The sequence below is a fragment of the Deltaproteobacteria bacterium genome (genome assembly GCA_026388415.1).
Lineage (GTDB): Bacteria > Desulfobacterota > Syntrophia > Syntrophales > JACQWR01 > JAPLJV01.
Genome location: JAPLJV010000060.1, coordinates 1 through 11,560, shown reverse-complemented (window position 1 = coordinate 11,560; position 11,560 = coordinate 1). Strand labels below are relative to the sequence as shown.

The window sequence follows — 11,560 nt, the reverse complement described above, 5'->3', positions numbered from 1 at the left end:
TCAACTTTTACAAAGGTATATTGCCATGCTTCTTTTTCGGTCTGGCTTCTGACTTGTCTTTAAGTGCTTCCAGCAGCTCGGCGACCCTTTTTCTCGTCTCGCGTGGGGCGATGATTTCGTCTATAATTCCCATCCCGGCGGAGAAATACGGATTATTAAACTGTTTCTCATACGCATTAATCAACTCCTGCCGCTTGGCTCCCGGATCAGCGGCTGAGGAAATTTCACGATTGTAAATGATGTTGCAGGCTCCCTCTGCGCCCATCACCGCAATCTCTGCTGTCGGCCAGGCCATGACGTAATCGGCGCCCAATTGTTTACTGCACATGCCGATATAGGCGCCCCCGTAATCCTTGCGGATAACGACGGTTATCTTGGGGACAGTGGCTTCTGAATAAGCGTGCAGGAGTTTCGCGCCGTGACTGATAATCCCCGACCATTCCTGGCGTGTTCCCGGCATATAACCAGGAACATCGGCGAAGGTTAAGAGAGGGATATTAAAGGCATCGCAAAAACGGATAAAACGTGAGGCCTTGTCGGACGCATTAACATCCAGGACGCCGGCGCCATATTGGGGGTTGTTGGCAATAACACCGACCGGGCGGCCCATCATTCTGATAAAAGCCACCATGAGATTCTTGGCCCAAAGTTCGTGAAGTTCGAAAATTTCATTATTGTCGGCGACACACATGATAACATTTTTCATATCGTAAGCCTGGTTTGACCTGTCGGGGATAATCGTGTCCAGGTCGGGGCATTCCCGGAGGGCATTGTCCTGGCAGGTAACGGTCGGCAGGGGACTGTGACAGTTGTCGGGCACATAGGAAAGCAGCGTCTTGATTTTTTCAATGCAGTCCTGATCACTTACGGCCACGAAGTGACAAACGCCGCTTTTGGTGGCGTGGACCAGGGCGCCACCTAACTCCTCGTGGGTAACGTCCTCGCCAATGACGGATTTTACCACTGCCGGTCCGGTGGCGTACATGTAACTGCTGCCTTTAACCATGAAAACCCAGTCCGTAAGAGCCGGCGAGTAAACGGCGCCTCCGGCGGCAGGTCCCATAATAGCGGTAATCTGGGGAATATAACCCGATCCCAGAACGTTGCGGTAGAAGATGCCGCCGCAACCATCCAACGAGGGTACGCCTTCCTGAATGCGCGCCCCTCCGGAATCGTTCAGCGCAATAAACGGTTTCCCGGCGGCTATGGCCATATCCATGACTTTCCATATTTTTTTGGCGTGCATTTCACCGAGACTTCCGCCCGCGCTCGTGAAATCCTGAGCGGCAGCAAAAACGATCCGTCCATTGACCTTGCCAAACCCGGTTATTACGCCATCGCCAGGGATTTCTTTTTTTTCCATACCGAAGAGAGTTGAATGGTGTTTAACGAAAAGCTGTGATTCCTGAAAGGTCTCGGCGTCGAAGAGTACATCGAGTCTTTCACGGGCGGAAAGCTTCCCCAGTTCATGCTGCCGCTGGATCATGTTTTCTCCGCCCATGGTCATCAATTTATCTCTCGTTATTTCAAACTCTCTAATTTTCTTTTCCGTGGGGACTGGCAATTCTTTTTCCATAAAAGCACAAACTCCCATTTGATTAAAAGCAGGTATTGTTTTGCTTGAACGTTACTTAATAAGGTTCATAATTTCAAGATATTTATTGCCCTGGAGCTACCAACCATACTTTAATGTCTGGAATTTATCATATTTTCGTATTGACCGGATTGAAAAGGTGAGATATACTGGCGGTGCAAAAATGAATTCTGTAGGAGGGGCTATGCTGTTTATTGACCAGATCAACATCAAAGGTAAAAGAGTTCTTTTTCGGTTTGATTTTAATGTTCCCCTGGATAGCAGTTTAAATATCACCGACGATATCAGAATCCGCGCTGTCCTCCCCACGATAAATTATGCCCTCGACGAAGGAGCTAGAGTTATCATCATGTCCCATCTGGGCAGGCCGAAGGGTAAGGTGACTCCCGAATTCAGCCTGGCCCCCGTGGCGAAACGATTGTCGCGGCTCTTAGACAAAGAAGTCCGCCTGGCCAACGATTGCATAGGCGCTGCTGTGGCAGAGTTAGTGGACGGACTAAAGCCGGGGAGCGTCCTGCTGATGGAAAACCTGAGATTTCATGCGGAGGAAGAGGCTAATGATCCAGGCTTCGCCCAGGAATTGGCCAAGTTTGCCGATGTGTATATTGATGATGCCTTTGGCAATGCTCACCGGCGTCATGCCTCGAATGTCGGTATCACAAAGTTTGTCAAGGATTGCGGGGCCGGCTTTCTGATTAAAAAAGAACTCAACTATTTGATTAAGGCGGTTGACAGCCCCATCCGGCCTTTTGTTGCCATTGCCGGCGGTTCCAAGGTTTCGGGCAAGCTGCAGGCATTGCTGCATCTCATCAACAAGGTGGATAAGTTGATTATCGGCGGCGGGATGGCCTTTACTTTTCTGAAAGCGCTCGGTTATGAGGTGGGAAAGTCGCTCGTTGAAGACGATCTGTTGGAGACGGCACGGGATGTGATGGATCGGGCAAAAGTTTTAAAGGTCAAATTTTACCTGCCGGTGGATTGTGTCATTGCCGAGGCAAAAAGTGCCGAGGCGGAAACTAAAATTGTACCTGTTCAAGAGATCAATCCCAACTGGATGGGTCTGGACATCGGTCCGGCTACCATCACGCTTTTTACGGAAGCCTTGAGTAATGCCAAAACGATTGTGTGGAATGGTCCCATGGGCGTTTTTGAAATTGATGCCTTCAGCAGAGGCACGACCGCCCTCACGCACAGCCTGGCAAATTCGTATGCCACAACCATCGTCGGAGGCGGGGATACGGATGTGGCTATTAACAGGACGGGTGAAAGCGACCGGATTACCTATATTTCCACAGGAGGTGGAGCGTCCATGGAACTGTTGGGCGGGAAGAAGCTGCCGGCGATTGAAGCCCTGGACGGCAAGGGTTGAAGTGCGTAATCTGAAGATGGTCGTGGAATATGATGGCGCCGGTTATCACGGGTGGCAAAGGCAGCGGGACCCTGCTACTGTTCAGCAGGTTCTGGAAGACATTGTCTTTCGCATCACAAGGGAGAGGGTGGCCATTTTCGGTTCAGGCAGGACAGATGCGGGCGTTCATGCCCTCAAACAGACCGCGCATTTTAAAACCAGCTCCGGCATCAGTGCCTCAAATCTTTTGGCGGGCATGAACAGCCTTTTACCGGGCGATATTGTCGTTAAAGAACTTCAGGAAGTATCCGAATCTTTCCATGCCCGTTTCGATGCCAAGAGCAAAGTCTATATGTATCAGATATTTAACAGTCCAACCCGATCGGCGCTGTACCGCAAATATGCCTGGTATGTCCGTACTCCGCTTAATTTAATGGAGATGGAAAAGGGGCTCTCTGTTCTTAAGGGGCGGCATGACTTTACGGCTTTTTGCGGCAAAAAGGTAGGCGATTACAATTGCATCAGAACTGTTACAGATGTGCGACTGGAAAAAATGACTTCGGGAATTATCAATATTTACCTGGAAGCCGATGGGTTCTTAAGATATATGGTAAGGTCATTGGTGGGTACGCTGGTTGAAGTGGGCCGAGGGAAGAGAACCCCGGAAGAATTATTAAACGTTTTGCAGGCCAAAGAACGTAGAAGCGCCGGTATAACCGCGCCGCCGCAGGGATTATTTCTGGTGGAGGTGAAGTATTAAACAAGATTTTTTTGCAATTTAAAAGGAGGCCAAAATGAATTTAGTTGAGCGTGTCAAAGGGATTTTGCTTCAACCTCAAAAGGAATGGGAGGTCATTTCCGGCGAGACCACAAATACAGCGGAGCTGTATAAAAACTATATCATCCCGCTGGCCGCAATTGGTCCGGTGGCTTCGATCATCGGGATGACGATTATTGGTATCAGCATGCCATTTATCGGAACATACCGGCTTCCACTCACAAGCTCCCTCAGTTCCGCTGTTGTCCAGTATGTTCTCAACCTGGTGGGGGTATATATACTGGCCTTGATAATAGACTACCTCGCTCCCCAATTTGCCGGAACAAAGGATTTCAATCAGTCTCTCAAGCTGGCGGCGTACTCCTATACCGCAGGCTGGGTGACCGGGGTGTTTGCCATCATTCCCGCCTTAAGCCCCCTCATGATTCTGGGGCTTTATGGTTTATATCTGATTTACACGGGCATTCCGATTCTCATGAAGTCCCCCAAGGAGAAAGCATTAGGATATACAGCTGCCGTCGTTATCGCCGCTATCATCATTGCCGTGGTCATTGGCTTTGCGTCGCGCATCTTCATCTCCTCCCCTGTGTCGGGCCCTGTGCCGAGCGCCAGTATGCAGAAAGCCACCGAAAAGGCCGTTAGAGATATGGGCGAAGCTGCCAGGAAGATGGAGGATCTTTCCAAAGTGCCTCAGGGGGGAGCGATGACTGCCGAACAACAGAAACAGATAGAAGAGGCGGCCAAGCAGATGCAGGAAGCAATGAAGGGTCAGATCCCCGGACAGGAGAAAAAATAGTTTTCCTGGTTCTGGCATCGAGAAAATTGCTTGACGAACAGTAAAAAATTGTGTAGGGGAAAGCACCGCTTGGATCCGACAGACGGACTGGGACGGAGGTGAGTTTTGGGTATATAGTTGAATGTACAAGCCTCCTGTCTGCGACAGGGGGCTTTTTTTATAGGGTAAATGATGAAAATAATTCAATCGGTAAAAGAAATGCAGGCCTTTTCCCGGCAGCTCCGGCAAGCAGGCCAAACGATCTCCTTTGTTCCTACCATGGGTTATCTGCACGCAGGGCACTTGCATCTGCTGCGGGAAGGAAGACAAAGGGAAGACTGCCTGGTGCTGAGCATATACGTCAACCCGATCCAGTTTGGTGTGGGAGAAGATTTCGAAAAATACCCCCGGGATTTTGACAAAGACTCGCAAATGGCTGCCAGTGTTGGCACAGACGTCATCTTTTGTCCAGCCGGCAGCGATATGTATCCTGAACATTATCAGACTTTTATAAATTTGGAAGAAGTGACGCAAAATCTTTGTGGGCTAACGAGGCAAGGCCACTTCCGTGGTGTGGCCACAGTCTGCTGCAAGCTGTTCAACATAGTCAAACCCCAGGTGGCGATTTTCGGCAAGAAAGATTTTCAGCAGTTGGTGGTTATCCGGCGGATGGTGGAAGACCTGAACCTGGATCTGGAAATCATCGGAATGCCCACCGTAAGGGAAGTGGATGGTCTCGCTATGAGTTCCAGAAATACCTATTTGCAGGAAAAGGAAAGAGAGGCGGCGCTCAGTTTAAGCCAATCACTCCTGTTGGCAAAACGGTTGTATGATGACGGCGAGCGTGATGCCGCCAGGATATTGCAGGCGGTGAGGAATCGCCTGGCGAAGAATCCATTGATACAGCTTGAATATGCTAAAATATGCAGTATTTTAACTCTTCGAGACCTGGCGCAATTGGGAGAGGAAGCTTTATTAGCCTTGGCGGTGAAGATCGGCAGAACGAGGCTGATTGATAATCATGTCTTCGGTGAACCACTTAATATTGCCCTTTTTTAAAAATAAAGGATGGAAACCATGCAAAGATTTATGCTCAAATCAAAACTACACCGTGCTACCGTTACCGATGCCGACCTGCATTATGAGGGGAGTATCTCCATTGACGAAGGGCTTATGGAAGCCGCGGAAATTATACCTTATGAAAAGGTGGCCATTTACGATATATCCAATGGAGAGCGATTTTCAACCTACGCCATCAAGGGACAAAGGGGCAGCGGGGTAATATGTTTGAACGGTGCTGCGGCCAGGAAAGTTTCCCGGGGCGATCTGATCATCATTGCTACCTACATCCTCCTGGATGATGCGGAAGCAAAACGCTGGTCTCCAACATGTATCCTTCTGGATGAACAAAACAGAATAAAGAAGCAAAAATAGCGGAAAAAGCAGAAGATAAGTGTTGTAAAACTAAAATCTTTTTGTTAAGCATCAGCCCGCTTTAACGCCGCTCAAATGATTTTTGGAGTTCGTTAGTATTGAAAAGGAATTTAAAGAGTATATTTTTTACCGGCCTGGCTGTGGTCATGCCGGTAGGATTGACGATTTACATCTTCATCTTTCTCATTGAAATGATGGATAGCCTTGTGCTGATCGTTCCCGATCGGTATCAACCGGACGTTTTTCTGCCCTTCCACATACCGGGCCTGGGCGTTATCGTTACGGTGGCCTTGATTCTTCTGTGTGGTCTGATTGCTAAGAGTTATTTCGGCAACAAGATAGTGAAGATGGGCGAAGGCTTGCTTGATAAAATACCCTTCATCAGAAGCATATATCAAGCCATAAAGCAGATCGCGGACACCATGTTCGCTGATCGCAGCGCCAGTTTCAAAAAAGTTGTTATGTTCCATTTTCCGAGTAAAAACACCTATTCCGTTGGATTCATTACCGGTATTATCGAAGGGGAAATCAGTGCCAAGGTGGGCAACAATGCTCAATACGTAAGTGTTTTTATGCCTACCGCGCCCAATCCGACGACGGGGTTGTACATGATCATGCCGGAAGATGAACTTATCTATCTGGATATGTCAGTTGAAGAGGCCTTCACTCTCATTATTTCAGCGGGCATAGTGACGCCCACGGAGCGAAAAGCTATTATATAAAAATTGTCTTAAGAAAGCTGTTTATAGGAGGTTAAATGCAGATTACATCGGAAAGTGTCAAGGTCGGGCATCCGGACGTGGTGGCGGATCACATTGCCGCCAACATTATTGCTGATATTTTGCTGGAAGAGAAAAAAACCGGCATGACCATTGACAACATGCCGCACTGTGGGGTGGAGGTATTTTTAGGAAAGGGGCTCTGTGTTGTGGGCGGCGAAGTTTCCACACGCGTATACGTGGATGTGGACAAGTGCGTCCGCAATGTCGTGCTGACACTGGGCTATAATGATCCCATTCTGGGCCTGGACGGAAGTTCCATGGGCATCTTGAATACGATTATTCCCCAGTCCTGCGACATCAATATTGGTACGCGGGCGGAACTCGGCCTGTATAAGGAAATCGGCGCCGGCGACCAGGGGATCATCTATGGATTTGCCTGCAACGAAACACCGGAATTGCTTCCCCTGCCCTATGTGCTCGTAAACAATATGATGCGGGCTTTTGAAAATTGCAGGAATCCCATCTTTGCCCCGGACGGTAAGGGGCAGGTGACAGTGGACTACAACGATCAGGGAAAGCCTGTCCGCGTGGCGAAGGTACTGATGTCGAATGCCATTGATTACAGACGAGTGGCTGACGATGCCAGGGCCGGCGTTGCCGATCAGGCCAGACGCATAGCCATGGCTTCCCTCGGTAAATGGGTGGATGAGAAAACGGCCTTCTTCTTTAATCCCACCGGGGAATGGCAGTCGGTAAATTCATGCAGTGCGGCCGATTCCGGCATTACGGGTCGCAAATTAGTGGTTCAATTTTATGGCGGCTATCCGGGCGCGCAGTTGGGCGGCGGTGCGGTTGTAAATAAATCGCCTGAAAAGGTAGATTGTTCGGCAGCCTTCGGTTCGCGCTACGTGGCCAAGAACATTGTCGCTGCCGGTTTGGCGACCAAATGTTCCGTACAGCTCTCTTACGCGATCGGTATCGCCAAGCCCTTTTCCATCTATGTAAGCACCTTTGGCACCGGCAGTATTTCGGATAACAAGATTGCCGCCCTTATCGAGACGCTCTTTGATTTGACGCCCCGGGGGATGATGGAGCGCTTTGATCTGCTCAATCCCGACATCTACCGGAAACTGCCCCGGACGCTTTTCATGGACGATTACCCTTGGGAAAAGACGGATATGGTTGCCAAACTCAAGGCAGGAGCCAGCGCCTAAAATATTGAAATCATACGCACAGGAGAAAGTTTAAATGAAGGAAATTGACAAAGCGCTAAAATATCAGGTCGCCGATATTTCTCTGGCCGAATGGGGCCGCAAGGAACTTGATATGGCTGAAAATGAAATGCCTGGTTTGATGGCCGTGAGGAAAAAGTATGGTTTTTCAAAGCCATTGGCGGGATTGAAAGTAATGGGTAGCCTGCACATGACTATCCAGACCGCCATGCTGATAGAAACCTTGCAGGAACTGGGGGCAGATATCCGGTGGGCATCCTGCAATATTTTTTCTACCCAGGACCATGCCGCTGCTGCCATAGCGAAGGCCAATTCCGCCGGCGTATTTGCCTGGAAGGGCGAAACCCTCGAAGATTACTGGTGGTGTACGGAGCAGGCGCTTACCTGGCCGGACGGCTCGGGGCCTGATTTGATTGTGGACGATGGTGGTGACGCCACCTTGTTAGTGCATCAGGGCATAAAGGTGGAAAAAGATCCCTCCCTTCTGGAAAAGTCTTATGACAACAAGGAGTTCCAGGTAATCATGGACCGCCTCAAGCTGAGTTTCAGTCGTGATCCCAAGCGTTGGCAAAAGGTAGGCGCCGGCATCCGCGGCGTTTCCGAAGAGACGACGACGGGGGTGCATCGCCTCTATCAGATGGCCCAGGCCGGTGAGCTGCTTTTCCCCGCCATTAATGTGAACGATTCGGTCACAAAATCCAAATTCGATAATCTTTACGGCTGTCGGGAGTCGCTTGTGGACGGCATCAAGCGGGCCACGGATGTCATGGTGGCCGGCAAGATGGTTGTCGTCTGCGGTTACGGCGATGTCGGCAAGGGCTGCGCCCAGTCCATGCGGGGGCTCGGGGCCAGAGTCATCATCACGGAAATAGACCCTATCTGTGCCTTGCAGGCGGCCATGGAAGGATATGAAGTCAAGACTATGGCCGATGTCGTCGACGCCGGTGACATTTTCGTGACGGCCACGGGCTGCTGTGATGTCATAACAGGCGCTGATATGGAAAGAATGAAAAATGAGGCAATTGTTTGCAACATCGGCCATTTCGACAGCGAAATTGACATGCACTACCTGGAAACCAATCGGGGCTGCAAAAAGACGAATATCAAGCCGCAGGTTGATAAATGGCTCTTTAAATCAGGACGCTCCATCATCGTGCTGGCGGAGGGCAGACTTGTCAATCTGGGCTGTGCAACGGGACATTCCAGCTTTGTGATGAGCACCAGTTTTACTAATCAATGCCTCGCCCAGATAGAATTGGCCACCAAAAAATTGCTGCCCGCAGTCTATACGTTGCCCAAGAAACTCGACGAGGAGGTGGCCAGTATGCATCTGGAGCGACTGGATGTAAGGCTATCTACGCTGACTCAGAAGCAGGCTGATTATCTTTGCATACCTGTGGAGGGTCCTTTCAAGCCTGATTACTACCGGTATTAGAACGAATAAGAAGAAATTAATATTTTTGCAGCAGGGTTATTTTTTAGACTGCTTTTTCGCTTTTATTCAAGAACAGCGCTCCGACTGCTCCTCCCAAAGCTACCAGGGCGGCCAGCACGAAGGAGGAGAAAAAAGTGCCCGACGCGTCGGCTAATCTGCCGGCCACGTAGGGCGCCAGGGCCTGACCAATGCTAAAGACAACGGTGACCGCTCCCACGGCTGCCGGCGCCAGGCGCGCCCCGACGATGTCGCCGGAAAAAGCGGCGACAATGGAAGGAATACTCCAGGCGGAGATGCCGAAGGCCAGGGCGGAGACATAAAAACCAATTACGCTGGTGGAGTAAGCAAAAGTGGCAAAGGACAGGGTGTGCAGGCAAAAGACGATGCAAAGCGCAGCACGGCGCCCGATCAGGTCGGAAATGCCCCCCCCGATAAAGCCGCTGGCCATACTCACGAAGCCCACGAGCGACCAGATTCGGCCGGCCTCGGCCTGGCTGAGATTACCCGCTTTAATCACGTGCGCGGGGAAAAAAGTGGCGTAGACAATATAAGAAAAGCCGAAGGCAAAGTAAACCAGCCCCAGTTGCCATAGGGCCGGGTTCTTGTACACCTTCCCCCAGTCCAAAGGAATGGTGGTGGTTTTGTTGCCCTGTTCCCGGGCGGGCGCCGTCGTGAATACTGCCGCTTCTGTTCCGCAGGGGGAGAGATTTTTCTCTGCGGGTGTGTCTTTCAACAGCAATTGGCAAATCAAGGTGATCACCAGTGACAGGGCGGCCAGATAATACCAAGCCCAGCGCCAGCCGTCGGCGCCGTAAGCCTTGATTACTTCGGGCAGGAAGATACCAGTCGCCAATACTCCCAAACCGGAACCGGACACGAGAATACCTGCGGCCAGTCCCCGTCGCCGCGTGGAAAACCAGGCCGAGGCCAGGCCCATGATAGGCACGTTGGCGCCCGCACTACCGACCCCTGTGAAAATTCTGGCGGCCAGGGTGCCATAAAATCCTCCTGCCATGCCGGTCAGCATCAGAGTAATCGTCATGAAAACCAAAGAGAGAACGATCACAATTTTAGTGCCATAGCGCGACGCAAGAAAACCTCCAAACAGTGAAAAACAGAGGTAACCTGCCAGGTTGCCGGTTCCCAAAAGCCCCATTTGCCCGTAGTTAAGCTCCAGAGCATCTTTCATGGCCGGCAGGATCACGGCATAACTGAAACGCCCGAGCCCCAGGGAGGCCATAACCCCGATGACCCCGGCGCCCACAATGACCCAGGCGTAGTGCAATTTTGGTTTATGCAAAGCGGTTGCTCCTCTGTTTATTGAATATCATTTAAAAGAAAGTACACCCGTCAAAATTACCCAATGCTCTCCTTCAGGAAGCTATATACCCCTTAAATGAAAAGAATATCCACTGCCAGGATTTAACATCTTTCAATCAGAACTCGGTAGACTGCCCCTTTCTGTCTTTGCGGCAATGCCTTCAAATTGACTGATCTGAATCGCCCCATCGGGAAATATTGCGGTGATCTCCAAGCCGCCTCCCATGGCATCGGCATATTCAACGCCCCATGCCATGTGGTGGATATAATCTCCATGGCATATCAAGTCAACTTTTTTTACATTTAATAATCGGGGGGCATAGTACAGACTACCAGCAGGTCAATGCCTTTAATTGGTATTATGTCCTCGGAATTCCCTGAATTCTCCCGCCCCCCTTCGTCCAAAATCATATTGCCGGCACAGAAACCGATCCTCGTGAAATTTCAAAAAATTTGAACCGTTCCCTCCCCCCTACCTGGCCGTAACAAAATATATTCGGTGGACTTTTCCGTCGTGTTGATGATAGACAACCGAGAGGCGCAAGTGGGCGGGGGTGTGGACAACTTCCCGCTATCGGTAAAATGTGACCTTGACAAATTGCCTGATTTCAAGCGGGAATAAAGTGAAGTAGCCAAATTTACCGATCTCGCGGGACAAGTTACGACATGAAACATATTTATATAAAAGTTCAAAATCTTTACATCGCGTCGTACCCAGGTAAACAAAACATGAGTGTTAGCTATAATGGAATAAGGCAATGACAGCATCAAAGACAATGCAGGTGGAAGATAAATGCACCCCACTATTTTTTAGAAAGATACCTGTCTCAATTGAGAGAGGTGCCGGCGTCCAAGTATGGGATGAAGCAGGGAACAGGTATATAGACTTCACCTCGGGCTGGGGGGTGACATGCCTTGGTCA

General features: G+C 50.1%; 11 protein-coding genes. 8 read left to right on the top strand and 3 right to left on the bottom strand.

The genetic code is table 11. The features are described from left to right. Positions 1 to 7 precede the first annotated feature (7 nt). Positions 8 to 1,576, bottom strand: coding sequence for an acyl-CoA carboxylase subunit beta (locus NT140_12100; GenBank protein MCX5832606.1), 1,569 nt, complete (start codon positions 1,574 to 1,576; stop codon positions 8 to 10). A gap of 202 nt (positions 1,577 to 1,778) precedes the next feature. Between NT140_12100 and NT140_12095 the strand changes: the two genes are divergently transcribed. The 8 genes from NT140_12095 (at position 1,779) to ahcY (ending at position 9,318) form a co-directional block, all read left to right on the top strand. Further along, complete coding sequence (locus NT140_12095; protein MCX5832605.1) at positions 1,779 to 2,963, top strand: phosphoglycerate kinase; 1,185 nt, start codon at positions 1,779 to 1,781, stop codon at positions 2,961 to 2,963. Beyond that, positions 2,938 to 3,702, top strand: a complete 765-nt coding sequence (gene truA / locus NT140_12090; GenBank protein ID MCX5832604.1) for a tRNA pseudouridine(38-40) synthase TruA — start codon at positions 2,938 to 2,940, stop codon at positions 3,700 to 3,702. The genes NT140_12095 and truA overlap by 26 nt, the downstream gene beginning before the upstream one ends. Positions 3,703 to 3,736: 34 nt before the next feature. Further along, positions 3,737 to 4,516 carry a Yip1 family protein gene (locus NT140_12085; GenBank protein ID MCX5832603.1) on the top strand — a complete coding sequence of 260 codons (780 nt, stop codon included), beginning with the start codon at positions 3,737 to 3,739 and terminating at the stop codon, positions 4,514 to 4,516. A 171-nt stretch (positions 4,517 to 4,687) separates the two neighbouring features. Further along, a complete protein-coding gene (panC, locus tag NT140_12080) occupies positions 4,688 to 5,554 on the top strand; it encodes a pantoate--beta-alanine ligase (GenBank protein MCX5832602.1) in 867 nt (288 codons plus the stop codon). A gap of 18 nt (positions 5,555 to 5,572) precedes the next feature. Continuing rightward, positions 5,573 to 5,929: an aspartate 1-decarboxylase gene (locus NT140_12075; protein MCX5832601.1), complete on the top strand. Its 357-nt coding sequence runs from the start codon at positions 5,573 to 5,575 to the stop codon at positions 5,927 to 5,929. 98 nt (positions 5,930 to 6,027) lie between these two features. Continuing rightward, positions 6,028 to 6,651: a DUF502 domain-containing protein gene (locus tag NT140_12070; GenBank protein MCX5832600.1), complete on the top strand. Its 624-nt coding sequence runs from the start codon at positions 6,028 to 6,030 to the stop codon at positions 6,649 to 6,651. A 35-nt stretch (positions 6,652 to 6,686) separates the two neighbouring features. Continuing rightward, the gene (gene metK, locus NT140_12065; protein ID MCX5832599.1) at positions 6,687 to 7,865 is read left to right on the top strand and encodes a methionine adenosyltransferase; all 1,179 of its coding nucleotides are present in this window, start codon (positions 6,687 to 6,689) and stop codon (positions 7,863 to 7,865) included. A gap of 34 nt (positions 7,866 to 7,899) precedes the next feature. After that, on the top strand, positions 7,900 to 9,318 hold the full coding sequence (gene ahcY, locus NT140_12060) for an adenosylhomocysteinase (GenBank protein ID MCX5832598.1): 1,419 nt from the start codon (positions 7,900 to 7,902) through the stop codon (positions 9,316 to 9,318). A gap of 43 nt (positions 9,319 to 9,361) precedes the next feature. Here ahcY and NT140_12055 read toward each other — a convergent pair whose 3' ends face one another. Both NT140_12055 and NT140_12050 read right to left on the bottom strand, forming a co-directional pair. After that, positions 9,362 to 10,618, bottom strand: coding sequence for a YbfB/YjiJ family MFS transporter (locus NT140_12055; protein MCX5832597.1), 1,257 nt, complete (start codon positions 10,616 to 10,618; stop codon positions 9,362 to 9,364). 132 nt (positions 10,619 to 10,750) lie between these two features. Next, positions 10,751 to 10,894, bottom strand: a complete 144-nt coding sequence (locus NT140_12050; GenBank protein ID MCX5832596.1) for a hypothetical protein — start codon at positions 10,892 to 10,894, stop codon at positions 10,751 to 10,753. Between the last annotated feature and the right edge of the window lie 666 nt (positions 10,895 to 11,560).

Excerpts from the sequence above, each read along its gene's own strand:
- NT140_12100 (MCX5832606.1), bottom strand. The coding sequence starts at position 1,576 with ATGGAAAAAGAATTGCCAGTCCCCACGGAAAAGAAAATTAGAGAGTTT.
- NT140_12095 (MCX5832605.1), top strand. The coding sequence starts at position 1,779 with ATGCTGTTTATTGACCAGATCAACATCAAAGGTAAAAGAGTTCTTTTT.
- NT140_12085 (MCX5832603.1), top strand. The coding sequence starts at position 3,737 with ATGAATTTAGTTGAGCGTGTCAAAGGGATTTTGCTTCAACCTCAAAAG.
- panC (MCX5832602.1), top strand. The coding sequence starts at position 4,688 with ATGAAAATAATTCAATCGGTAAAAGAAATGCAGGCCTTTTCCCGGCAG.
- NT140_12075 (MCX5832601.1), top strand. The coding sequence starts at position 5,573 with ATGCAAAGATTTATGCTCAAATCAAAACTACACCGTGCTACCGTTACC.
- metK (MCX5832599.1), top strand. The coding sequence starts at position 6,687 with ATGCAGATTACATCGGAAAGTGTCAAGGTCGGGCATCCGGACGTGGTG.
- ahcY (MCX5832598.1), top strand. The coding sequence starts at position 7,900 with ATGAAGGAAATTGACAAAGCGCTAAAATATCAGGTCGCCGATATTTCT.
- NT140_12050 (MCX5832596.1), bottom strand. The coding sequence starts at position 10,894 with ATGGCATGGGGCGTTGAATATGCCGATGCCATGGGAGGCGGCTTGGAG.